Below are 22,180 nucleotides of genomic sequence, written 5' to 3'. Positions count from 1 at the left end.
ACAATATCCCGCAGCGCGCCTTACACCACCAGACACCCATCCAGGCGCTCAAAGAGTGGCAGGCAAAGAAGCCGGATTTATTTGTTAAACGCGTTTATAACCAAGCGGGTCTTGACACGTAAGGGACAATGGACTGAATAACTGATGGTAGCCAATCTCTAAAAATTATGGCAGTTTTGTGGCTTGTTAAGCCTGACCAGCTAAGAAAAACCTTCATGTTTACCTTTAAATTGCTTTAATGAAATTGTATTTCTAAAATTACGTTTACAAATTATTCGCCACCCCCACAATCACCACCGCCGACGGCACCAGCAAAAACTGCGCAATCAGCGTCCCCGCCAATCTGCTCCCCACCAGCCATACCACCGCGCGCCGGAATTGCGATTCTTCGATCTTTCCTTCGATGACGTCATCCGTCATGCCCGACATGTGCGGGTCGATGAAGACGGCCATCATGATGGTGGCGCCGCCGTTGATGATCGATGAAAGCGTACTGGAGGTGACGCGCACGGTCGGGGCCAGCACGCCCGCGTACAACGCGGCGAAGACGCCGACCGTCCACAGCGCCGTGGCGATGACGTTCATGGCTGTCATGGAGATGGAGACGCCGGATTTCTCGCGCAGGCCCGTGACGTTGGCGGGCTTGGGCAGGCTGGCGGAGGTCTTGAGGTAGGACAAGCCGCCCTTGAAGACGGTGTGCAGCAGCAGTTTTGGTACGGAACGGTGTACCTGGAAATGCTCGACGGCGCGGCAGAAGGCGCGCTGGAAGGTGGGGATCAGTATCGCGCCGAGGATGGTCGCCAGGCTGGCGGAGAATAGCAGCCAGCGGAAGTCTACCAATAGCGTGCTGGCGGCGACGTGCTGGTCGATGCCCGTTTCCACCCGCTTGGCGAAGGTAAGGCTGAAAAACGGGCCCAGGAAAGAGTTCGAAGTGCGCGACAGCAGCATCAAAATGCTGAACAGTGCCAGCGACACGGCGATGCGCCGCGTGCGGATGCCGGCGATGCGCACGGAGTAGGCGAGGGTACCGATAATGTGGATGATGAACGTCAGTGTGCAAATCAACAGCAATTGCTTGTCCATCACAACCTTGCAGTAAAGAAAATGTCATTCCATGCTGCCATGAAGTTACTTATTTTTCAACTGTAAATTATTTAACGTTGCGTGTTGCTCAATTGGCGTGGCGTTGCAGTTGTTTTTGAGGGCAAAGCATGGCGATGGGGGAAGGCGGCGCGCTCAGTTGCGAGCTTGTTGCTCGTCCCTTGCTTGTATTTCAAGCTTGCACCCTCAACTACCGCACATGGCGGCGTGTCTTGCCGCACTGATGAATGACCAACCCGGAGGTACACCATGAGTTTCGATTCTTTTTTGTCCAAGCTGAAGTCCAAGGCAAGCGAGTTGAAAACCGAGGCATTGAAGTACAAGAACAAGGATTTCCTGAACGCTGCGATGGCGGGGTCGGCCCTGATCGCCATGGCCGACGGCAGTGTCAGTGCGGAAGAGAAGCAGAAGATGGTGAAGTTTATTGAAAGCAATGATGCGCTGTCGGTGTTTACCACCACGGACGTGATCAAGGCTTTCCAGGAATATGTGGGTCAGCTGGAGTTCGACAAGGATATCGGCGAAGCCAAGGCGTATCAGGCGCTGGGCAAGATGAAGTCGAATGTGGAGGCGTCGCGCCTGCTGGTGCGCATGATCATCGCCGTCGCTTCGTCAGACGGCAATTTCGATGCCAACGAGCAGCGCGTGGCCAGCAAGATCGCGCGCGAGCTGGGCTTGACTCCTGCGGAGTTCGAATTGCAGTAACTGCCAGGCCAGCCAGCCCCGGCTGGCTAGCTTAACTCTTGTCCCACCACGGCGGCGTTCCCGACGACCAGGGGCACGTCATTTGCACTTCGTTAATCCTGTAGCGGATCTCGATCACCTGCCCATGGTGAAACGGACCGCGTCTCCAGTCGCCGGAATCAAAGACGTAGCCTTTGCCCTTGATGCAAAGACTGGTCGGATTGTTGCCGATGGGGCCAGTCGAGTGCAGGGTGACGCGCACTTCGCCGTTGGCGTCCAGCGGGGCGTCGCCACCCATGAAGAGTGCATCCGAGCCGATGTCGCAGACAGTGGTGCTGCCTATCTTGCTGCAGTGCTTGATATACGTTTGCTGGCGCGCATTGGCCAGGTAATCGTCATGGCGCATCGGCTTGCCGTCGTCATAGGTAAAGCGCAGGGTGACTTGCGTGGGCTCGCTGGCCGGATGGCGCGTGGTGCTGGTGCAGGCGGCGCTGACCAGGGCCAGCAGTGGCCAGGCCAGCAGGCGCAGGCCGCGGCGCATGCACGTCAGCAAGCGGCTTTGAATATGTTCAGATTGAAACATGATACTCCATGGAGTGGCTGCGGCGTTGCCGCGGCGGAGGCGCTGATCATAGCACGCAGTCATTTCCACAGAGCATGTCTCCGGCGGGACAGCAGGGCGATTGCATGAAGGATTAGTGGTCGGTTTGGCCGTAGGGCAAAAATATTGCTTGTAAACCTGCCAAGAAAGGCGTTTACAATATTTGGACGCGCAAATGGCAAACGAACCGATCTCGTTGGTGGCAGCATTCGATGACTTGAACGACCCGCGTGCGCGGCATTGCCATCGACGGCAAGTGCGTGCGCGGCTCGCACGATGGCAAACACAGCGCGATTCACCTGGTGTCGGCATGGAGCAGCGCCGGCGGCTTGACGCTGGGACAGGTCAGGACCGCCGACAAGAGCAACGAGATCGCCGCGATCCCGGAATTGCTGGCGACGCTGGACATCAAAGGGGCCATCATCACTATCGACGCGATGGGATGTCAGCACGACATCGCGGCCAAGATCATCGCCAGCGGCGCAGATTATGTGCTGGGTGTGAAGGACAACCAAGCCGGTCTGGCCGAAGCGGTCAAGCTGTGGTTCGATGCCGCCGAGGCAGGCACGTTAGACCGTCCGTTCTGGGACCACAATCACACTGAAAAAGACCACGGGCGCATTGAAACCCGACGCTGCCTGGTGACTAACGACGTACTTGGCTAGACCAGCAAAACCAGTACTGGGCCAGCATGCAAAGCCTGATCATGATTGAATCAACGCGCGAAATCATCGGCAGAAACAGCACCGGTGCCGTCAGTGTCGAGCGGCGCTATTACCTCAGCAGTCTCCCGGCGAAAGCAGCTCATCTCGCGCACACCATCCGGGCCCACTGGGGTATCGAAAATAGCATGCACTGGGTGCTCGATGTCGCGTTCCGTGAGGACGATTGCCGCATCCGGGTCGGCGAAGGAGCACAAAACTTTGCCATCTTGCGCCGAATCGCCCTGAACTTGCTGAAAAATGAAAAGTCGACCAAGGTCGGCATCGCTACCAAACACTTAAAAGCTGGCTGGAGTGCCGACTATCTCGCCAAGGTATTGGGCTTGCCGACTTGATGCTTCATGCAATCGCCCTGGCGGGACAGCGGCCGGTTTGCGCATCTGCCCGTACGCTGGCACATGCGTGGCTGGCATGCGGAATCAGCTACGCTTGCGTGCCGCGCAAGTGAGCAGGGCCATGCCGGCGAGCAGCAAGGCGTAGGTCGAAGGCTCCGGAACCGGCGAGAGGGGATCGAGCCGCACGACTTCACATATGCTGCCGCGGCAGCCATAGGCAGAAATCTGGCCCGCTTCGTTTATGCCGCCTACTTGCCCGAAGTACCAGCCAGTCTCGCCAACCAGGTCGCTCAGGTCATACGTTTCATTACCATCCCAAAGCATGGCCAGCGTGCCGAAGTCGTTGTAGCCCAGTACCCTGCCGAGGCCATCGATACCGATGGAGGTGGAGAGCTTCGCTATCCTTTGATATTGTCCATTGGCCCAGAAGAACGCTTCTGTGCCGTTCATGCCTTGGCCGCCCGTGGCCCAGCCCGATACCTGGCCAGCGTTGTTGATACCGTTGGCATAACTTGGTGCGTCAAACTCGCTGACGAGCGGGGTCATCACGCCATTGGCATACAGGTAGGCCCCCGCTTTTCCATCGGCACCATTGGTGTAGCCGACGACGGCCCCGGCACTGTTGATATTGGAGGCAGCGTTGCCGATGCCGCCCGCCGCGCCGATTTCCTGATAACCGCCGGCGCTGGAGTACACATAGCCGCGCGCATTGCCGCTGCTGTCGAATGTGGTGAGCGTGACTTGCCCGGCATCGTTGATGGCGGTGGCGCGTGCCTGCTGGCCATTGACAGCGAGGGGGGTGAATGCACCATTTTCCACATAATAATAGGACCGCTTGCCCGAGCCGGTGGTGGAATAGGCGATGCCTTGGCCTGATGCATTGAGCGAACTGATCGTGATATTCCCCGGCAAGGGGGCCGCTACATTCAGAGTGGTGCCCGAGGTGCTGTACCAGACGTCCTTGTTCTGGGAGATGCCGATTCCAAAAATTTCCCCCTGCGAATTGATGTCTCCAGCGTACACATGCGCAGGCAGCGTGTAGTTAAAACGCGTCAGCGTGAATTGCGGTGCCGAAGCAGGTGCAGCGGACGCCGATGTTGCCGCCATTCCCACGAGCAGGGACAGTAGTGATTTTCTGAAAAACTGCATGCCATTCCCCTTTTGCCAAAATAATTATTATGATAAGTAATTATAAAAATGTAAACATCGTTGATGGGTTGGTTGTTAAAAAATATTCTCAACTAAATATTTTTTGTGCCTGGCGACAGGCACGGCGCGAATGACGCTGCTGATGCGGCGCCGGAGTTTAGCGTGCCTGGGTGAAGGATGGGGGGGGCGCATGTGCGCTGGCCATGCACCCCCGAACTGGGCGCCGGTGATGGCCTGCTCCCGCTAGGGCGCGCCGCGATTCATTTCTTGCATACTTTTTTGCACAGCAGACCGTAGGCCGCGCCCCTGCCGCGCCGGTGCTCGGCCTGATCGTAGGCGGCGCTGATGTCCTGCCACCGCACGCTGCCGGGCAAGGGCCGTAAGTCGTCGTCGAGCTCCATCTCGAAATGAATGAAGTGGCCATCGGCGCTCAGCAGCTTGCCGTACACGGCGGGCATGCCGGGGCAGGCCAGTTGCAGCTCGAGCATGAGAGCCGTGCCCAGCGCCACGCCATGGCTGGCGGCGCACTGGCGCAAGGCGTCGGGCAGCAGACGGGCGCGCCACCTGGCCGCCGTCTGTTTGATGGCGGCCAGGGTCAGCGCGTTTTGCTGTCGGACAGAATACTGTTTGCTCATGGCTGCCACCCATGCGGCATGCGGCTTGCCGCCTTAGCGCGATGCCAGGCCCATGCTTTGCACATGGGCGGGCACGATGTCGCCGCTGGCCAGTTTCTCGGCCGGCACCAGCATCAGCACTTCGCCACCCACGCTGCCATCGTCGCGCAAGTCGATGCGCATGGCGAGTTGCCGGTCGAGCGTCACGAAGCTGTCGCTCCTGCTGGCGATGATGCGGTGTTCTTCCTGATGGTCGATGCGCGGATACATGAAGGTGCCGATGCTGCCCGCATTGCGCAGGTGCAGTACCTACCCGTTCGATAGCTCGTAGGCGCCGCGGAACTGGCTAAACGTTTCCGGGCTCATAAAGTGTTTGTGTGCCGGCAGTTCTATCATCTGCAGGCGTCCGCCGGGAATGACGACGGTCTGGCTGTCGGGGAGCGATTGTGCATTTGCCAGCAGGGCGCAGACGCCCAGGGTGCCGGTCAGGATCCATGTTTTCATTTTCCAGCCCATCCTTGAGTGTTGTGCCGTCCTCTGCCGGGGCGGCGATGTTGATGTAGGTGCCAGGGAAACCGAGCCGGCTGGTGCGTGTGCGCTGCTGTCACACTGGCAAGGCGCGGCCTACCGGTTTTGCCAGTGTAGGCAGGCAAGTTGCCTTGCGCATCATTCGATCGGATGACACGGCCTCATGCATCGAGTCCGGCCAGATGGGCCGTTGCGCCATGGATCAGGGCGATCAGCTCGCCCTGGCGCCGCGTATCCGTCTTCAAATAGGTGTGGTGCAGATGCCTCTTGACGGTGTTGACGCTGATGCCGCCGCGCGCGGCGATTTCCTCGATGGTGGCCCCTTGCGCCAGCGCCTTGCCCACTTGCGCTTCGGCTTGCGTCAAGTCAAACAGTTGGCGCAAGGCAGGGACAGGCGTGCTCGCTTGCGTGGGGTCGCGGGCGATCAGCAGCGCGCATGGCGGCTGGCAATCGGCAAGCGGAGTGACAGTCAGGGCCAGCGGCGCTTGCTGCTTGCGCGCCAGGCGCAGCGACTGACATTGCGCTGCGCCGCCGGCACTGGCGATGATCAGGCGCACGGCGCGCACCAAGTCGGGCGGCGCAGCGTGTTCCAGTTGCGCCGTATGCAGGGCGTAGCCGGCGGGGGGCGAAGCGCAGCCCGAGGTTGGCATCGAGCACCAGCACGGCGGCGCCCATGGCGTCGAGCGCCGCCAGCGCGCAGTGGCTGGCCAGTTGCGCCTCGCGCAGGCGCTGCTGCAGGCACAGCGCGCGTTGCAGATGCGGCAAGAGCTCCTGCCATTGCTGGCCGCTCAGCTTAGCGCTGTCGAGCTGCGGCCAGTCGCCTTCGCCGCAGGCCGCGTCGTACAGGGCGGTGATCAGTTTACCCACATCCGCCGTTACTGTACCTGTACCCATGCTTGCCCCCATTGCCCGATTAGATCAGTGTGCCGCAGGCGTGCAGGTGCGGAACTGGGTAAGGGCGGTGTTGCGCAGCGATCCGCCGCACCTTTGTGAGGAAGGGCTGGTCGCTGCCATCTGGCTTGGGCAACTTTCAAGATAGTACAAAGAGAGTGCTGCTGCAATGGTGCGCGCAAATCTGCCTGGATAGTGTTCTGTAGGAAACTCGCGCTGCTAAAACAAGTCCATGATGTAAGATCCGCACTATGTTCGATTTTACATTTACCGATTGCCCATGAGTTCAATAATGATTCCCGACGTCGCCCTGGTCGACAACACCGAACAACGCACGCCGCTGGTGCTCGTGCTGGACTGTTCCGGCAGCATGGATGGCGAGCCCGTTTCGCTGCTGAACGAAGGCCTGGCCTTGCTGGAACAGGAGCTCAAGTCCGACGTGATCGCCGCCAAGCGCGTGCGCATCCTGGTGATTCAATTTGGCGCCCACGATGAAGCCATGGTGGCCAGCAACTGGTGCGATGCCATGGATTTCACGGCGCCCCGCCTGGAAGCGAACGGCACCACGCCGACCGGCGCGGCCGTCGAACTGGCCTTGGCCGAAATCGAGCAGGAAAAGCAGCGTTTCCGCCAGGCGGGCGTGGCATATACGCGGCCGTGGCTGTTCCTGATGTCGGACGGCGAGCCGACAGACCGCTGGCAGCACGGCGCCGAGCAGGCACGCGCGGCCGAGCAGGCCAATAAAGTGGCGATCTTCCCCATCGCCGTGGGCGACCACGCGAATATCGATACCCTGGCGCAGTTTTCCAGCCGTGGCGAGCGCGGCGTGAAGCAGCTGAAGGGCTTGCAGTTCCGCGAACTGTTCCTGTGGTTGAGCGCCAGCATGCAGGTGGTGTCGCAATCGCGTCCCGGTGCGCAGGCGCAGCTGGCCTCGACGGACGGCTGGTCTGTCGTGAATACGTGAAAGCCCGCTGATCCATGGCAATAGTAAACAAGTATTGGCGCGTGTTTGGCGCGTCCGTCACGGGCAAGGCGCACCTGGATAAAGAGATACCTTGCCAGGATGCGCATGCACACGCCGTGGTCAACGGGGTACTGGTGGCCATCGTCTGCGATGGCGCCGGTTCAGCCAGGCTGAGCGCGCAGGGCGCGCAGTTTGTTGCTGCGCAAACCGTGCAAGCGCTGGCCGGACGGCTGGAGCAGGGCGCCACCGTGCAGGATTTAGTTGACGGCGCGCTGGCCGGCACCTTGGCGCAAATCCGCGCCGCGCTGGACGACATCGCCCGCGCCGCTGGCGCCACGCTGGACGACTACGCAAGTACCGTGGTGGGCGTGGTCATGGGCGCGGACAACGGTTTCTTTTTCCACCTGGGCGACGGCCTGGGCGTGGCGCAATTGCCGGACGGTGGAGAGCTGATCTCGCTGCCCGCGAATGGCGAATACGCCAATGAGACATATTTTATCAGCGGCGAGCGCTGGCGCGAACAGCTGCGCCTGCTTGCGATTCCGCAAGCCGTGCGCGGCGTGGTGCTGATGTCCGACGGCTGCATGCCCTTTGCCATGAGCAAGAACAATGCGGCACTGTACGCGCCGTTCATGGATGCCGTGCAAGGCTATCTGCGCACGGTCGATCGCGTGGAACTGGGCAATGCGGCGCTGGCGTCCACTCTGGCCGACCCGCGCACGCACCAGATCACGGGCGACGACAAGACCCTGCTGCTGGCCCTGCGCGCATGAGCCAGAAGCAGGGAGTAAGCCCGGGACTTATCCCGGGCGGCAAGATCTGGCTGGATAAAGTCCGCAGTCTTGTCTTGGGCAAACTCGTCAAGAGCGGCGGCGCGGGCAGCGTGTATCTGTTGCCCGGCGCGCCTGCGCAGGTCGCCAAGCTATACCACCCTCACCTGGACCGGGCCGCCAACCGGCGCAAGCTCGAAGCGATGCTGGAACTGTCGCCGGAACTGCCCGATCAATTGGAAAACGGCAAGCGCTACGTACAGATAGCCTGGCCGCAATCGGCCGTGTTCGACGGCCAGGGCGGCTTTGCCGGTTTCGTCATGCCCCTGCTGGACATGGCGCAAACGGCCGAGCTGGAACAGATCATGCAGGAGCGGCAGGCGCGCGCGGCCGGCCTACCCACAGGACTCGGACCCAAGCTGACGCTGGCCGCCAACCTGGCCGCCGTCATCGATGCGCTGCACCAGCAGCAGCATTACGTGGTCGATCTGAAACCGGTGAATCTGCGTTTTTACCGCGACTCGCTGTACATCGCCATGCTCGACTGCGACGGCTTCAGCATCCAGGGCCATGCGGAGCGTTTTCCTGCCGAGCAATTCACGGCCGATTACCTTGCGCCGGAATTCCAGCGCAAGGGCATGCCGGCGGGCACGGAAATGGCGCAAGACCGCTTCGCGCTGGCCGTCGTCATCTTCCAATTGCTGAACTTTGGCATCCACCCGTACAGCGGGCGGCCCGGCAATGCGCAAGTGGCGACCGACATTCCCGGGCGCATCCGCGACGGCTGTTATGCGTATGGCGTGAAGCGCCACAAGCAGCTGGCGCCGAACGCCACCAGCGGCCACGCGCTGATGCCGCCCGAGCTGCGCGCCATGTTCGACCGCGCCTTTGCTCCATCACCGCAGCCACAGAGGCCGTCGGCGGCCGACTGGGCGCAGTTGCTGCGCGGCTATGCCCAGCGCAGCGGTGGCAAGTTGGTCATTTGCGCCGTGAATCCCGAACACCAGCATTTTGCGGGCCAGGGTTGCGCGGCCTGCGCGCGCGACAGGGTCATAGTCGCGGCCGCGCAAGCGTCCGCACAGGCGCAGCAGATGCAACTGCAACAGCAATCGTTGCCGCAGCAGCGCAGCGCGCGCCGCACGGCGCCGGGACAGGCACAGGTCACCATCCCGATGGCGGGCAAGACGAGCGGCGGTATCACAGGCAAGGGCTGGGCCGTGGTGGTGCTGCTGATCGTGCTATTCCTGATCGGCTTTGCGGCCTGGACCTCGTCGCCCGATGAAGTCAAGACCAAGGCTACGATGCAGGCGCAGGCCGACCAGGCGGCTGGCCTGGAAGTATTTGCGTGGCGCCAGCGCAAGACGGCCGGTTTCCAGCCATCGGACGCTCGCAAGGCCGTGCTCGGCCTGTCGCAGGCGATGGGCAAGGGCGACGATGGCGCCGTCACGCGGGGCTTGCAGCTGTTGTACCGCTCGGGGCAGGAAAAGTCGTCCGGCTACAGGGGCGATCCTACGCGCGCGCGTCTGCGTACCACCTTGATGGAAGGCCTGGGCGCGATGCCGGGCTACGCCCCCGAATTGGCGAATACTTATCTTGACCAGTTGCTGGCCGATCCGCGCGACCACCTGGCGGCGGCGGCCTTGGGTCGCATGCACCTGAGCCTGAACGAACCGCAGGCGGCGCGCCAGTACTTCGAGCAAGCCGTCTGGGCCCATCCCACCGATGGCGTGGCCTGGCTGGGCATCGCCGCCACGGCGCTGCTGCGCGGCGGCGACGGACAGGACGCCGTGAACCTGGTGGCGTTGGCACAGATGACGGCTTACCGCTACGCGGTGGAGAGCGCCATGCCGGCCGGACCTGGTGAAGCGGCCGATAATGGCGTCGCACGCACGGCCAACCGCATGGACCGCGCCGCCAAGGTGCTGCGCCTGGCCCAGCCCGGTGCCTACCAGAAACGCTGGGACCAGGCGCTGGCCGATGGCGCGCTGCTGGCGGAAAAACTCAAGGCCTTGCCTCCCTTGCCGGACCAGCCTGCTGGCGTGCAGCGCGACACGATGACGACGGTTGCTTATGGCGTGCTTGACGAAAAGCACGCAACGGGTGAAAACCGCCTGACCCTGACCATCGCCGCCGACGGCACTCTGAGCTATGCGGCGGCCGAGTTGCCGATGGAGCCGATGCTCAACAAGGTCTTGCTCGATAGTGTCAAACGCTGGACCTACTTGCCTGCCGTCAAGCATGGTCAGTTGCAGGATGCCAAGGTGGTGGTGCTGGTGCGTTACCGCGATGGCCGGGTCAGCTTCGTGCCGGCCGACGCTGCCGATGCCGGTAAAAATTAAAGGAATACCATGAAAATCAAGACCCTATGCGCGCTGCTGGGCGCTTGCTTGCTGTGCCCAGGTATGGCGCAGGCGGAAATCGTGCAGCGCCAGGTGCTGGCAAGCATGGCCGGCGAACGCGATAGCGAAGGCGGCGATGTGTTTACTATTGCGGGCACGACGGCTTGCGGCGGCAAGCAGATACGCATGGATGCGCGCTCGGTCGGGCTGGACGAGGCGCCGTACGAGGCGCTGGAAGTCCAGCTTGCTGAACGCATGCGCGCCAGGACGCCCATGCTCGTCGGCCTCGACAAGTGCCCGGTGGACGGGTCCGTGCCCATCGTGCGCCATATTGCCGCCTGTACACAAGCCGCCTGCGCCGATGGCCGGGCGCGGCTGTACCTGCATGAACGTTTCTTCCCCATCGAGCAGGAAAAGGCGCCCAATGTGCTGCTGTTGCCTTTGCCGAAAGGCAAGCTGCCTGGCACGTGGAAGGCGGATATTTATAGTGTCGCCGGCCATAAGCTGCGCTTGTCCGGCCAGGTCAACAAGGCCGATTATGCATCCGGGGAACTGGTGGGCGGCTATGTCTCGTATTACCCGAATGGCAAGATCGAGAAACAGGTGGCGCAGGATGGACAGGGCCGGCAGGATGGCGCCTCCAGTCTGTATCGTGCCGATGGCAGCCTGGAATCGCGTGGCAACTGGCGTCACGGCTTGCCGGAAGGCACGCACCAGCAATATCACGCCACGGGCAAGCTGCGCGAGGCCAGCGTGTACCGCGAGGGCAAGCGCGTGGACGGTCCCGTGCAGACGTTTGACGCGAATGGCAAGCTGAGCACCAGTTTTGTGCTGCGCGATGGACGCATGGAAGGCGAATTGCTCGCGTATTTCCCGGATGGAAAAGTAGCGGGCCGGACGCAAGTGAGCAAGGGCAAGTTCAATGGCAGCACCACCGATTACTATCCCGATGGCGCCGTGCGCAGCAGCATGACGCAGCGTAACGACCTGCCGGTCGGGGAAGCGCTGGAATTCTATCCCGACGGCAAGGTGCAAACCCGCCAGCAGTATGGCGACGACGGCGGGTTGCTCAGCGTCCAGCGCTACAGCCCCCAGGGCGTGCTGGTGCTGGAAAGACGCTGGGATGCGAAATTGCGCGAGCAGGGCACGTCGCGCTCGTGGTACGAAAGCGGCACGCCAGAGCAATCCATCGAGTACGTGAACGACCGGCGCGACGGCTGGAGCCGCAGCTGGCGCGAGGATGGCAGCCTGAAGAATGAATGCCGGTATGTGGCCGGCAAGGCACAGGGCGACTGCGGCGAAGCGCCGCCAGCGCCGGAACTGCAGCGCAAGGAGCAGGCATGGCGCGCACTTTGAAACATTTGTTTGGCGCCATGCTGCTGTTGCCGGCGCTGGCCCACGCCGAGATCGTGCAGCGGCAGGTGATCACTGCGATCACGGCGGCGCCCGGCAGCGGCGATGTGTTGACCGTGGATGACGACACGGGCTGCGGCGGCAGGCAGCTGCGCGTGGATGCCGCGTCGGTCGGACTGAGCGAGGAACAGTATGACGTCATGAAGGCCGAGCTGGCCATTATGATCCACGACAGGAACCCCGTGCTGGTGCGCCTGCGTACCTGCCCGGCGCCCGACCTTGCCGGCGCCGATGCCATTCCCGTTATCCACATGCTGCGCGGCTGCGATGCGCACTGTGCCGATGGCAAGGCCCGTTTATACCTGAACCACAAGCTGTCGCGCAGCGAGGCAATGGAACAGGCGCGCTATGCGCTGGTCCTGCCGCTGCCGCCAGGCAAGACACCGGGCACCTGGCAAGTCGAGATCTATCATGTGCGCGAAGGCGAACCGAGGCGGCTGATCGGCCAGGTCAACGATCCCGATTACCTGCGCGGCAAGCTGGTGGGCAACTACAGCATGTATTACCCGCATGGACAGGTCGAGATGCAGGTGGAGCAGGACGGGCGCGGCGTGCAGGAAGGAACGCAGACGCTGTATTACCCGGACGGCAAGGTTTCCATGCGCAACATGTGGCGCAATGGCGTGCAGGAAGGCGAACAGCGGATCTATCACGATACGGGCAAGCTGAACGAGATCAGCCAGTACGAGAACGGCGCCCGCGCCGATGGCCTGGTGGAAACGTTCGACAAGGATGGCAAGCTGCGCACGCGCATGACCCAGGTCAAGGGCCAGACGGAGGGTGAACTGCTGCTGTTCTATCCGGACGGCACCGTGGAAAGCCGCAGCCTGTATGTGAACGGCATCCAGACGGGGCCGAGCACCAGCTATTTCCCGGATGGGAAGGTGCAGCGCACCGCCACCTACGTTGACGGCAAGCCCGCTGGCGAGAGCGTCGAATATTATCCGGACGGCAAGGTCGCCAGCAAGCGCACGCACAGCGACCACTTTGTATTGCGCAGCGAACAGCGCTTCAGCCGGGCCGGCGTATTGATCGTACACAAACTGTGGAACGCAGGCGGGCGCGAGGAGGGCGCATTGCGTTCCTGGTACGCCGATGGCAAGCCAAGGCAGCTGATTGAATATGTCGATGGCGAACGCCAGGGCTGGGCGCGGCACTGGCGCGCAGATGGCGGCCTGGAAAGCGAATGCCGCTATGTCGCCGATGTGGTGCAGGGGGAATGTAACGGGGCGTCAGCCAGGATGTCGTACACGGAGGATGGGATCGAACCGCTGATGCCGGAACCGTGAACAGGGAAAGTCATTGCCGTTCGATCACTGATGCGTGGCCTGCCTTTTTACGAGGGATGTACAGTACTGGAAATGACACTGGATGGCGTCCAGAGTTCGTCCAGTCCCAGCACCGTGCCCGTGGCGTCATTTCGCGTATAAACAAACACCATTGCCAGCCTAGACTGGACCGTGGCGCATGGCTGCTTACGCCGAGCAGGGCCTTTTGTGGGCGGCAGCTTTCGCCCCGAAGCAGAAGTTCCTCAAACCTGTCTCCCTCATTCTGGGATGCCGGAACGTTGAGGATTATTAAGCCAGACTTTCAATTTCGCCATGAAGTCCCATACGTCACCTTCGGCCGGCTGAACATAATCTGCCAAGTCCGGGTCACTGCCCATCTTCCCAAAAATGTCAACGAGCCAGGCTGGGCCGTGACCGTTAGCACTGAGAGGTTTTAGCCATGATTCCAATTCCCCATTGGGCACAACGAAAACTCCGTATTTTGCAAGTTGGCTAAGCAGTGCCTCCGCACTTTCACGATCCTCTCGTCCCAGAATATCGACGCCGCCGTGTCGCTTCATGTCTTTCCCTGTTTTCTCCATCGCCTGCTTGATTGCTGCACGCATGTTGCCCATGTTAGCCTGAAGCAGTTCCGGGATATTTGCCGCTTTCGCCATATTAGCCCATACTGCGCCCCCTTCTTTCAGAACATCAATGTCAACAATACTTGCAACAGGAATGCCTAGCTTTCGCAGCGGAGCGACAATGGTCGGAATGGTTTGCTTATTCTGTGCATTTATGAACAAACAATTTGATATGCCTCGCTCAGGGCTGAGTTGAAGCAATCGCTCATTTATTTCTTGGTAGAAGGCTCTGTCAGCATCAGATTCGGTTACCACCACAAACTCGTAAAACAGCCCACTTAGGACGCCAGTGGATCGCAGGAGTGGATGACGCATCAACTCAAGTATTTCTTCATTTGGCAGTACCCTGGCAGTCGAGACGCCACCTCGGTGCGTTAATCTGATGATATTCGTTGGAACGTTGGACTGGATGCAGCCCATCAAGAACGTCGGACTGTGCGTAGATACGAAAACCCGTTTCGCAGCGGCGCGCGCAGCATTTGCAATCTCGAGTCCGAGTTTTGCAGCCAATGATGGATGAAGAAACGCTTCTGGCTCATCGATCAGTACAACGTCAGGGTCTCCTGCAATTACTCGGTCACGATACCCGTAAAGGCTTTGACACCGTCGCTTGCTGCACTAATAAGTTGTGCTTGATTATGGTACTCCACGGCTTCATTGTGCAAGCCTCTTTCCTCCTGATTACTGACCGGAGGGCTGAGAGCTAGGCGAACCCGCAATTGGCCCAATGAAGTGGGATCGATCACAAAATAAGTGCCAAACGCTTCCGAGACAATACGACGCACTTCGGATCGCATCGCATCATTGCGGAACAGGATTTGCAAACTGCTCGTTGGCGGTCCTTGCAGATCACCTCCACTTTGATCTGCTATTAGGTTGATGCGATCTGCTCCTCCCAGCCATAAGGTCTTATGGACCAAATAATAATTGCAGAAGTACCCGAGATTTCCAATGGGCATCTGCAAATTTGCAACGTATGACGCGCGATGAACCTGCTGGCGGGCGTATTTGCTGGCGAGAATAATGTGATCTGGGTGGACAAGCTCCCCTTGGCTTGGTTTTGCTTGGAGGCGATCAATTACGTTGCTTACGGTTTCTGCGGTTAGTCCCTCAAAACCAACTTCTTCCAGTATCACAGCCGTCGCGTCACGGTTCCCAGAACGACAATACTGATTCAATTCCGTCAGCAACTTACTCTTCCCAGAGTTGTTTGGTCCTACAAACACAGTGAGGGGTGTGACTTTGATCTTTTCCGCTGGCACACCAGGAGAGCGCCCAAATTTTAAAATGATGCTACTAATCATGATTCATTCCATATAATTTTAGTTGCCAAAATAGCAGAATGATATGCAATTGGCTTAACAGAGCGAACGGCTGGCGAGCGTCTGGCAAACTGGTGGCGATTCAATAAATCACAACTGCTAGAGTCATGTCGAGTGGTTGCTATCTGGCCGATAGCAGAACACCGCAATGACTGATCGCACAATGTGCCTGCTTTCAGAATCTGGAGGCGGTTGGTTTGTCGTCTACCGATGCGGCGGCGTCAGCACACTGGCGATCGCCTTCGGCAAGGTCTCCGGATAATCGCGGCTGAAGTGCAAGCCGCGGCTTTCGCGGCGGGACAGGGCGCTGTTGACGATCATCGACGCCACGTCGACCAGATTGCGCAGTTCCAGCAAATCGTGGGTGATGCGGAAGTTGCGGTAGTACTCGTCGATTTCTTCCTTCAAGAGGGCAATGCGGTGCTGGGCCCGCTCCAGGCGCTTGGTCGTGCGCACGATGCCCACGTAATTCCACATGAAGCGGCGCAACTCGTCCCAGTTGTGGGAAATCACCACTTCCTCGTCCGCATCCGTGACGCGGCTTTCATCCCAGTCGGGCAGGTACGGCGTACCCAGCTTTTCCTTGCTTTCGATATCTTGCGCGCAGGCGCGGCCGATGACGATGCATTCCAGCAAGGAGTTCGACGCCAGGCGGTTCGCGCCATGCAAGCCCGTGCAGGCCGTCTCGCCCACCGCATACAGGCCCGGCAAGTCGGCGCGGCCGGACAGGTCCGTGACGACGCCGCCACACGTGTAGTGGGCGGCCGGCACGATGGGGATCGGCTGCTTGGTGATGTCGATACCCAGTTCCAGGCAGCGCGCGTAAATCGTGGGGAAGTGTTCGATGAGAAATGCGGCCGGCTTGTGGCTGATGTCCAGGTGCACGTAATCGAGGCCCCGCTTCTTGATCTCGAAGTCGATGGCGCGCGCCACCACGTCGCGCGGCGCCAGTTCGGCCCGCTCATCGTGGGCCAGCATGAAGCGCGTGCCGGCTGCCGCGCCCGCTTCAGGCGGCAGTTTCAGCAAGCCCCCTTCGCCACGGATGGCTTCGGTGATCAGGAAGGATTTCGCGTAAGGGTGGTACAGGCATGTCGGGTGGAACTGAATGAATTCCATGTTCGACACGCGGCAGCCGGCGCGCCAGGCCATGGCGATGCCGTCGCCGCTGGCCGTGTCCGGGTTGGTGGTATATAAATACACCTTGCCGGCGCCGCCCGTGGCCAGCACGGTGTGCTCGGCGGCAAAGGTGTGCACCTTGCCCGTTTGTTCATCCTGCACGTACAGGCCGTGGCAATGCGGTTGCGCATTGCGCTGCGTCGGCTTCATGCCCAGCTTGTCGGAGGTGATCAGGTCGATGGCGCAATGGTGTTCAAACAGACTGATGTTCGGGTGGGCGCGCACCTTTTCTTCCAGCGTCACTTGCACGGCGTGCCCGGTGGCATCAGCCGCGTGGATGATGCGGCGCTGGCTGTGTCCGCCTTCGCGGGTCAAATGAAAACCCAGTTCGGCCGTAGCGTCGCGCGTAAACGGCACGCCTTGCTCGATCAGCCATTCGATGGCTTCGCGGCCGTGCTCGACGATATAGCGCGTGGCGCTCTCGTCGCACAGGCCGCCGCCGGCGATCAGGGTGTCTTCGATGTGCTGCTGGTGGCTGTCGCCCGAGTCCAGCACGGCCGCGATCCCGCCCTGCGCCCAGTTGCTGGCGCCATCGAGCAGCGCGCGTTTGGAAATGATCGCGACAGTGCGCGTCTCAGCTAAATGCAGTGCAACCGATAAACCCGCCAGGCCACTGCCGACAATCGCTACATCAAATTTCATGACATTTATCTCTTTTAGGGGAAGCATACTATATGCCATTTCCCCTCATTCGGTAATGTGTTGAGATAAATTCTGCCAGCGAAAGATAGCTGGGGCCGTAGCTTGTGGCGCATCAATGTCCTGCTGGAACAGTTCGCCATCATGGCAAGACAGCAGCAAGCCGCCCTGTGCGCGGCCTGATGCTTTTTGCCGCAGGAGGAACCATGATCCGCATCTTCAGCCATTATGTCTCGAAAACAGCGTTTATATTGCTGTTGCTGGAAATCCTGATCCTGCTGCTGTCGGCCACACTGACATCCCTGCTGTGGCTGGCGGACGGCAGCCGCGTGCTGCGGGTGGGCGAGGTCTATCTGTCGTCTGCGATCTTTGCACTGGTCATCGTGTTCAGCATGAGTGCGCTGGGCATGTACCAGCACCGCTCGCGCGAAGACATCCGCAACACCTTGTTGCGCATCCTGCCGTCGTTCGCGCTGGGTTTTGCCGTGCTCACCGTGCTGATACGCTTCATTCCGGCCTTGCATTTCGGGCGCGGCAGCGTGCTGATCTTCGGCCTGGGCGCCATCGGCGTGCTGCTGGCGCGCCTGGTGGTGTTCAAATCCTCGCAATCGGCGCTGATGGAAGGCCGGCTGATCCTGGTGGGCGGCGGGGCGCTGGCGCGCGAATGCATGGACTTGGCAGCGAGCAAGATCGGTTTTCACCAGTTTACGGTGGTCGGCTGTATCGATGTGGCTGGCGAGCAATGCTGCGTACCGGCCTCGGCCTTGCTACCGGCCGAACCATCGCTGCTGGCCATGGCCCAGCGGCATGCCGCGCATGAGATCGTCGTGTCCGTCAGCGACCGGCGCAATGGCGCGTTTCCTGCCAAGCAACTACTGGAATGCGCGCTGGGTGGCGTCAAGGTGATCGATGCGGCCACGTTTTTCGAGCGCGAAGCGTGCCAGATCCGCATCGATTCATTGCAACCCAGCTATCTGATCTATGGCGGCGGCTTCGACCAGAGTTTTTTCCGCGCCGCATCGAAGCGCCTGTTCGACCTGGCGGCCAGCGCGGTCATCTGCCTGGCGGCGTTGCCCGTGATGCTGGTGACGGCCCTGTGCATCCGCCTGGAAGACGGCGGCCCCGTGTTTTACCAGCAAGAGCGGGTGGGACGCGACGGCTTGCCCTTCAATGTGCTGAAATTTCGCAGCATGCGCTGCGATGCGGAGCGCGATGGCAAGCCCATCTGGGCGCTGACCAACGATGCGCGCATCACGCGCGTGGGTAATCTGATCCGCAAGCTGCGCATCGACGAGTTGCCGCAGATGCTCAATGTGTTTCGCGGCGAGATGAGTTTCGTGGGGCCACGCCCCGAGCGCGCGTATTTTGTCGAGCAACTGAAGCAGCAGGTGCCATACTACAACATTCGTCACAGCATCAAACCTGGCATCACGGGCCTGGCGCAGGTGCGCTATCAGTATGGCGCCTCCGTCGACGATGCCGTGAAGAAGCTGCAATACGATTTGTATTATGTGAAAAACAATAGCCTGTTCCTCGACTTGCTGATTCTGCTCGACACGGTACAGGTGGTGCTGTTTGGCAAGGGTAGCCGATGATGCGGTCGCAGTCAGACTGGCTGGCGGCGGCCGACGCGGCGGCCCTCAGCCATGGCCTGGCATCGCTGGCCTTCTTCGTGCTGGCGCTGCTACTCATCAGCAACTGGCGCGCGCGGCAAAACGTGCGCGCCTTGCTGGTGGCTTGCCTGGCGACGGGTGGCTGGGCCACGGGCACGGTGGTGCTCGTGCTGCTGGGGCAGCGCATCGCGCTGGCCGGCGATGCGCTCGAGTTGCTGCGCACCCTGGCCTGGCTGGTGTTCTTGCTGCTGCTGATCGAACCGTCGCGTCCCCGCCTGCGCCTGGTGCTGGTGGGCATCGCCCTCACGGCGCTGGCGCCCTGGCTGTTCTCGATGGCCTCCTCCTGGCTGGCGCTGCCTTTGCCGGCGCGTATCATCGCCAGTGTCTGCCGTTTGCTGCTGGCCGTGCTGGGCATGCTGCTGGTGGAACAGTGGTACCGCAACACGCCGCCCTTGAAACGCTGGGGCATCAAGTTTGCCTGCCTGGGCGTGGGCGGCCTGTTTGCCTACGATTTCTATCTGTACAGCGACGCCTTGTTGTTTCGCGCGATCAACGACGACATCTGGGCCGCGCGCGGCATCGTCGACGCCCTGTGCGCGCCGCTGCTGGCCGTCTCGGCGGCGCGCAATCCGGGCTGGGCGCTGGGCCTGTCCGTCTCGCGCCAGATGCTGTACCGCTCGGCCGCCTTGCTGGGTTCGGCCATCTATTTGCTGGCCATGGCGGCCAGCGCCTATTACTTGCGCTATTTCGGCGGCACCTGGGGTTCCCTGATGCAGATGGCTTACCTGGTCGGCGCAGCCCTGCTGCTGGCGGGCGTGCTGTTTTCCGGCAGCCTGCGCGCCAAGCTCAAGGTCACTATCAACAAACATTTTTACAATGCCATCTTCGATTACCGCGAGGAATGGCTCAGATTCACGCGGGTCTTGTCCGAAGACGGCCCGGCCCTGGGCGAACGCACGATACAGGCCATGGCGCAGCTGGTGGAAAGCCGCGCCGGCGCGCTGTGGATTTTGCGTGAACAGGGGCAGTTTGCCCCGGCCGCCAGCTGGAACTGGCCACCCAGCACGTGGAGCGAGCCGGCGGCAGGCAGCCTGTGCCAGTTCCTGGAGGAAAAGCTATGGGTGATCGACGTGCCTGACTGCCAGCAAAACCCACGCCAGTACGGTGGCTTGCTGCTGCCGCCGGCGCTGCTGGCGCTGCCGCAAGTATGGCTGCTGGTGCCCTTGATGCTGCATGGCCAGCTGTTCGCCTTTGTCGCGCTGGCGCGCCCCCGCACGCGTATCGGCTTGAACTGGGAAATCCGCGACGTGCTGAAAATTGCCGGCAGCCAGGCCGCCAGCTACCTGGCGCACCGCGAATCGCTCGATACCCTGACGGTGGCGCGCCAGTTCGATTCGTTCAACCGCATGTCCACTTTTATCGTGCACGACCTCAAGAACCTGGTGTTCCAGCTGTCCTTGCTATTAAGCAATGCCGAAAAGCACCGCGCCAATCCCGCCTTCCAGGAAGACATGCTGGGCACGCTCGACCATTCCGTGCAGAAAATGAAGACCTTGCTGCAGAAACTGGCGCGCGGCGAGGCGCCGGAAGCGCCAGCGCCGCTGCTGCTCGATGGCTTGCTGCGCCAGGCCGTGGCCGCCAAGGCCAGCCTGGCGCCGGCGCCCCGGCTGGAAATCGTCGATGGCGAGCTGACGGTGCTGGCTAACCGCGCACGCCTGGAGCGCGTGCTGGGCCATTTGATCCAGAACGCCATCGAGGCCACGGGCAGCGATGGCAAGGTGGCCGTGCGGCTGCGGCGCGAGCAGCATACGGCCGTGGTCGAACTCGACGATACGGGGCAGGGCATGAGCGAACAATTCATCCGCGAACGCCTGTTCAAACCGTTTGACACAACCAAGACGGCAGGCATGGGCATCGGTGTGTTCGAAAGCCGCGAATACCTGCGCGAAGTGGGCGGCAGCCTGGAAGTGCGCAGCGAACCCGACGTCGGCACCACGTTCCGCGTGATCCTGCCGCTGCACGCGGCCTAGAAAAGGAGTGCCATGGGCAAACAGAAACTGCTGGTTATCGAAGACGATCCCGGCCTGCAAAAGCAGCTGCACTGGAGTTTTGACGGCTATGAGGTCTTGCTGGCGGGCGAACGCGAGGCGGCGCTGGCGCTGGTGCGGCGCCACCAGCCGGCCGTGGTGACGATGGACCTGGGCTTGCCGCCCGATCCGGACGGTGCCACGGAAGGCCTGGCCACCTTGCAGCACATCCTCGCGCTGGCGCCGGACACGAAAGTCATCATCCTCTCGGGCAACCAGGAGCGGGCACATGCGTTAAAGGCCATCGCCCTGGGGGCCTACGATTTCCACCAGAAACCGTTCGACGCCGACATGCTGGGCCTGGTCATCGCCCGCGCGTTCTACCTGCACGCCATGCAGCAGGAAAACCGCCGCATGCTGCAGACGCAGGCGGACTCGCCGCTGGCCGGCATCGTCAGCCGCGATCCCGGCATGCTGAAACTGTGCCGCAGCGTGGAAAAAGTCGCGCCCTCGTCCGCCAGCGTGATGCTGCTGGGCGACTCGGGCAGCGGCAAGGAGCTGATTGCGCGTGGCTTGCATGCGCTTTCCAGCCGCCACGCGCAGCGCTTCATTGCCATCAATTGCGCGGCGATTCCCGAAAACCTGCTGGAAAGCGAGCTCTTCGGCTATGAGCGGGGGGCATTTACGGGCGCGGCGCGGCAAACCCTGGGCAAGATCGAGCTGGCGCACGGCGGCACCTTCTTTCTCGACGAGGTCGGCGACATGCCGATAGCGCTGCAGGCGAAACTGCTACGCTTCCTGCAGGAGCGGGTCATCGAGCGCGTCGGCGGGCGCGCCGAGATCGCCGTCGATGTGCGCATCGTCTGCGCCACGCACCAGGACTTGAAGGTGCTGGCGGAAAAGGGACGTTTCCGCGAAGACCTGTTTTACCGTCTCAGCGAAATCGTCTTGCGCATTCCGCCCCTGCGCGAACGGGCCGGCGATTGCGCCTTGCTGGCCCACCATTTCAAGAACAAGTTCTGCGCCAGCGAAGGGCGCGGCAGCCTGCATTTCAGCGCGGGCGCGCTGCAGCTGATCGAAAGCTATGGCTGGCCCGGCAATGTGCGCGAGGTGGAAAACTGCATCAGGCGGGCCGTCATCATGTGCGACGGACCGCAGATCGCGGCCGACGACCTGGGCTTGCCCGCCAGCGCCCAGGCGGCGCCCCAGGATGAGCCGCTGAACCTGCGCCAGGCCCGCGAAGCGGCCGAATACAAGGTGATGGTACGCGCGCTGGCGCGGGCCGACGGCAATATCGCCCGCGCGGCCGAGCTGCTGGGCGTGAGCCGGCCCACCTTGTACGACCTGATGGGCCACCACGGCATCAAGTAGGTGCACGAT

General features: G+C 61.3%; 21 protein-coding genes and 2 pseudogenes. 12 read left to right on the top strand and 11 right to left on the bottom strand.

The features are described 5' to 3' along the window. Positions 1-122 (top strand): annotated as a pseudogene (locus ACQ4WP_RS18965) (IS481 family transposase); the annotation flags it as partial. Positions 123-264: 142 nt separating this feature from the next. Here the strand turns inward: ACQ4WP_RS18965 and ACQ4WP_RS18960 are convergent. Continuing rightward, positions 265-1,083: a lipid II flippase Amj family protein gene (locus tag ACQ4WP_RS18960; protein WP_436523314.1), complete on the bottom strand. Its 819-nt coding sequence runs from the start codon at positions 1,081-1,083 to the stop codon at positions 265-267. Positions 1,084-1,350: 267 nt separating this feature from the next. Between ACQ4WP_RS18960 and ACQ4WP_RS18955 the strand changes: the two genes are divergently transcribed. Further along, positions 1,351-1,806, top strand: coding sequence for a tellurite resistance TerB family protein (locus ACQ4WP_RS18955; protein WP_211549426.1), 456 nt, complete (start codon positions 1,351-1,353; stop codon positions 1,804-1,806). Positions 1,807-1,837: 31 nt separating this feature from the next. Here ACQ4WP_RS18955 and ACQ4WP_RS18950 read toward each other — a convergent pair whose 3' ends face one another. After that, a complete protein-coding gene (locus ACQ4WP_RS18950) occupies positions 1,838-2,368 on the bottom strand; it encodes a hypothetical protein (protein ID WP_436523312.1) in 531 nt (176 codons plus the stop codon). A gap of 248 nt (positions 2,369-2,616) precedes the next feature. Between ACQ4WP_RS18950 and ACQ4WP_RS18945 the strand changes: the two genes are divergently transcribed. Together ACQ4WP_RS18945 and ACQ4WP_RS18940 are read left to right on the top strand one after the other, a co-directional pair. Further along, positions 2,617-3,051, top strand: a complete 435-nt coding sequence (locus ACQ4WP_RS18945) for an ISAs1 family transposase (RefSeq protein ID WP_436523310.1) — start codon at positions 2,617-2,619, stop codon at positions 3,049-3,051. A 26-nt stretch (positions 3,052-3,077) separates the two neighbouring features. Continuing rightward, positions 3,078-3,443: an ISAs1 family transposase gene (locus ACQ4WP_RS18940; protein WP_436523308.1), complete on the top strand. Its 366-nt coding sequence runs from the start codon at positions 3,078-3,080 to the stop codon at positions 3,441-3,443. Positions 3,444-3,527: 84 nt separating this feature from the next. On the opposite strand, the gene ACQ4WP_RS18935 is transcribed toward ACQ4WP_RS18940, so the two are convergent. The 5 genes from ACQ4WP_RS18935 to ACQ4WP_RS18915 form a co-directional block, all read right to left on the bottom strand. Further along, on the bottom strand, positions 3,528-4,592 hold the full coding sequence (locus ACQ4WP_RS18935; protein WP_436523306.1) for a PEP-CTERM sorting domain-containing protein: 1,065 nt from the start codon (positions 4,590-4,592) through the stop codon (positions 3,528-3,530). Positions 4,593-4,852: 260 nt separating this feature from the next. Next, positions 4,853-5,227 carry a hypothetical protein gene (locus tag ACQ4WP_RS18930; RefSeq protein ID WP_436523304.1) on the bottom strand — a complete coding sequence of 125 codons (375 nt, stop codon included), beginning with the start codon at positions 5,225-5,227 and terminating at the stop codon, positions 4,853-4,855. A gap of 33 nt (positions 5,228-5,260) precedes the next feature. Next, complete coding sequence (locus ACQ4WP_RS18925; protein WP_436523302.1) at positions 5,261-5,476, bottom strand: hypothetical protein; 216 nt, start codon at positions 5,474-5,476, stop codon at positions 5,261-5,263. A 39-nt stretch (positions 5,477-5,515) separates the two neighbouring features. Then, complete coding sequence (locus ACQ4WP_RS18920) at positions 5,516-5,710, bottom strand: hypothetical protein (RefSeq protein WP_436523300.1); 195 nt, start codon at positions 5,708-5,710, stop codon at positions 5,516-5,518. A gap of 185 nt (positions 5,711-5,895) precedes the next feature. Then, positions 5,896-6,384 (bottom strand): helix-turn-helix transcriptional regulator, encoded by a 489-nt coding sequence (locus tag ACQ4WP_RS18915; protein WP_436523298.1) that lies wholly within the window; start codon positions 6,382-6,384, stop codon positions 5,896-5,898. A gap of 521 nt (positions 6,385-6,905) precedes the next feature. On the opposite strand from ACQ4WP_RS18915, the gene ACQ4WP_RS18910 reads away from it, so the two are divergent. The 5 genes from ACQ4WP_RS18910 to ACQ4WP_RS18890 all read left to right on the top strand — a co-directional run bounded on the left by ACQ4WP_RS18910 (position 6,906) and on the right by ACQ4WP_RS18890 (position 13,400). Next, a complete protein-coding gene (locus tag ACQ4WP_RS18910; RefSeq protein WP_436523296.1) occupies positions 6,906-7,589 on the top strand; it encodes a vWA domain-containing protein in 684 nt (227 codons plus the stop codon). 14 nt (positions 7,590-7,603) lie between these two features. Then, the gene (locus tag ACQ4WP_RS18905; protein WP_436523294.1) at positions 7,604-8,362 is read left to right on the top strand and encodes a PP2C family serine/threonine-protein phosphatase; all 759 of its coding nucleotides are present in this window, start codon (positions 7,604-7,606) and stop codon (positions 8,360-8,362) included. A 74-nt stretch (positions 8,363-8,436) separates the two neighbouring features. Next, a complete protein-coding gene (locus ACQ4WP_RS18900; RefSeq protein WP_436523292.1) occupies positions 8,437-10,698 on the top strand; it encodes a hypothetical protein in 2,262 nt (753 codons plus the stop codon). A gap of 9 nt (positions 10,699-10,707) precedes the next feature. Next, positions 10,708-12,054, top strand: a complete 1,347-nt coding sequence (locus ACQ4WP_RS18895) for a toxin-antitoxin system YwqK family antitoxin (protein WP_436523290.1) — start codon at positions 10,708-10,710, stop codon at positions 12,052-12,054. Further along, positions 12,039-13,400, top strand: coding sequence for a toxin-antitoxin system YwqK family antitoxin (locus ACQ4WP_RS18890; RefSeq protein WP_436523288.1), 1,362 nt, complete (start codon positions 12,039-12,041; stop codon positions 13,398-13,400). The genes ACQ4WP_RS18895 and ACQ4WP_RS18890 overlap by 16 nt, the downstream gene beginning before the upstream one ends. A 257-nt stretch (positions 13,401-13,657) precedes the next feature. Here ACQ4WP_RS18890 and ACQ4WP_RS18885 read toward each other — a convergent pair whose 3' ends face one another. The 4 genes and pseudogenes from ACQ4WP_RS18885 to nadB form a co-directional block, all read right to left on the bottom strand. Next, positions 13,658-14,338 carry a TOPRIM nucleotidyl transferase/hydrolase domain-containing protein gene (locus ACQ4WP_RS18885; protein WP_436523286.1) on the bottom strand — a complete coding sequence of 227 codons (681 nt, stop codon included), beginning with the start codon at positions 14,336-14,338 and terminating at the stop codon, positions 13,658-13,660. A gap of 117 nt (positions 14,339-14,455) precedes the next feature. Next, a pseudogene (locus ACQ4WP_RS18880) lies at positions 14,456-14,569 on the bottom strand (AAA family ATPase); the annotation flags it as partial. 23 nt (positions 14,570-14,592) lie between these two features. After that, the gene (locus ACQ4WP_RS18875; protein WP_436523284.1) at positions 14,593-15,327 is read right to left on the bottom strand and encodes an AAA family ATPase; all 735 of its coding nucleotides are present in this window, start codon (positions 15,325-15,327) and stop codon (positions 14,593-14,595) included. A gap of 222 nt (positions 15,328-15,549) precedes the next feature. Continuing rightward, complete coding sequence (gene nadB / locus ACQ4WP_RS18870) at positions 15,550-17,163, bottom strand: L-aspartate oxidase (RefSeq protein WP_353657322.1); 1,614 nt, start codon at positions 17,161-17,163, stop codon at positions 15,550-15,552. A gap of 203 nt (positions 17,164-17,366) precedes the next feature. Between nadB and ACQ4WP_RS18865 the strand changes: the two genes are divergently transcribed. Genes ACQ4WP_RS18865 through prsR form a run of 3 tightly spaced genes read left to right on the top strand, consistent with a single transcriptional unit; the run spans position 17,367 to position 22,171 of the window. Next, positions 17,367-18,755 (top strand): TIGR03013 family XrtA/PEP-CTERM system glycosyltransferase, encoded by a 1,389-nt coding sequence (locus tag ACQ4WP_RS18865; protein ID WP_436523282.1) that lies wholly within the window; start codon positions 17,367-17,369, stop codon positions 18,753-18,755. Further along, positions 18,752-20,803, top strand: a complete 2,052-nt coding sequence (prsK, locus tag ACQ4WP_RS18860; RefSeq protein ID WP_436523280.1) for an XrtA/PEP-CTERM system histidine kinase PrsK — start codon at positions 18,752-18,754, stop codon at positions 20,801-20,803. The genes ACQ4WP_RS18865 and prsK overlap by 4 nt, the downstream gene beginning before the upstream one ends. A 12-nt stretch (positions 20,804-20,815) precedes the next feature. Continuing rightward, positions 20,816-22,171 (top strand): PEP-CTERM-box response regulator transcription factor, encoded by a 1,356-nt coding sequence (prsR, locus tag ACQ4WP_RS18855; RefSeq protein WP_436523278.1) that lies wholly within the window; start codon positions 20,816-20,818, stop codon positions 22,169-22,171. The last annotated feature ends 9 nt before the right edge of the window (positions 22,172-22,180 follow it).

The organism is Janthinobacterium lyxosi (assembly GCF_051380665.1).
Lineage (GTDB): Bacteria > Pseudomonadota > Gammaproteobacteria > Burkholderiales > Burkholderiaceae_D > Janthinobacterium.
Note: the sequence above shows the minus strand (reverse complement) of the source record. Positions and strands in the feature narration are given on the sequence as shown.

Coding starts and splice junctions, on each gene's coding strand:
- ACQ4WP_RS18895 (WP_436523290.1), top strand. CDS start 10,708: ATGAAAATCAAGACCCTATGCGCGCTGCTGGGCGCTTGCTTGCTGTGC.
- nadB (WP_353657322.1), bottom strand. CDS start 17,163: ATGAAATTTGATGTAGCGATTGTCGGCAGTGGCCTGGCGGGTTTATCG.
- ACQ4WP_RS18885 (WP_436523286.1), bottom strand. CDS start 14,338: ATGCGTCATCCACTCCTGCGATCCACTGGCGTCCTAAGTGGGCTGTTT.
- ACQ4WP_RS18955 (WP_211549426.1), top strand. CDS start 1,351: ATGAGTTTCGATTCTTTTTTGTCCAAGCTGAAGTCCAAGGCAAGCGAG.
- ACQ4WP_RS18865 (WP_436523282.1), top strand. CDS start 17,367: ATGATCCGCATCTTCAGCCATTATGTCTCGAAAACAGCGTTTATATTG.
- prsR (WP_436523278.1), top strand. CDS start 20,816: ATGGGCAAACAGAAACTGCTGGTTATCGAAGACGATCCCGGCCTGCAA.
- ACQ4WP_RS18890 (WP_436523288.1), top strand. CDS start 12,039: ATGGCGCGCACTTTGAAACATTTGTTTGGCGCCATGCTGCTGTTGCCG.
- ACQ4WP_RS18915 (WP_436523298.1), bottom strand. CDS start 6,384: ATGCCAACCTCGGGCTGCGCTTCGCCCCCCGCCGGCTACGCCCTGCAT.
- ACQ4WP_RS18920 (WP_436523300.1), bottom strand. CDS start 5,710: ATGAAAACATGGATCCTGACCGGCACCCTGGGCGTCTGCGCCCTGCTG.
- ACQ4WP_RS18875 (WP_436523284.1), bottom strand. CDS start 15,327: ATGATTAGTAGCATCATTTTAAAATTTGGGCGCTCTCCTGGTGTGCCA.
- ACQ4WP_RS18940 (WP_436523308.1), top strand. CDS start 3,078: ATGCAAAGCCTGATCATGATTGAATCAACGCGCGAAATCATCGGCAGA.
- ACQ4WP_RS18950 (WP_436523312.1), bottom strand. CDS start 2,368: ATGTTTCAATCTGAACATATTCAAAGCCGCTTGCTGACGTGCATGCGC.
- ACQ4WP_RS18905 (WP_436523294.1), top strand. CDS start 7,604: ATGGCAATAGTAAACAAGTATTGGCGCGTGTTTGGCGCGTCCGTCACG.
- ACQ4WP_RS18910 (WP_436523296.1), top strand. CDS start 6,906: ATGAGTTCAATAATGATTCCCGACGTCGCCCTGGTCGACAACACCGAA.
- ACQ4WP_RS18960 (WP_436523314.1), bottom strand. CDS start 1,083: ATGGACAAGCAATTGCTGTTGATTTGCACACTGACGTTCATCATCCAC.
- ACQ4WP_RS18930 (WP_436523304.1), bottom strand. CDS start 5,227: ATGAGCAAACAGTATTCTGTCCGACAGCAAAACGCGCTGACCCTGGCC.
- ACQ4WP_RS18935 (WP_436523306.1), bottom strand. CDS start 4,592: ATGCAGTTTTTCAGAAAATCACTACTGTCCCTGCTCGTGGGAATGGCG.
- ACQ4WP_RS18925 (WP_436523302.1), bottom strand. CDS start 5,476: ATGTATCCGCGCATCGACCATCAGGAAGAACACCGCATCATCGCCAGC.
- prsK (WP_436523280.1), top strand. CDS start 18,752: ATGATGCGGTCGCAGTCAGACTGGCTGGCGGCGGCCGACGCGGCGGCC.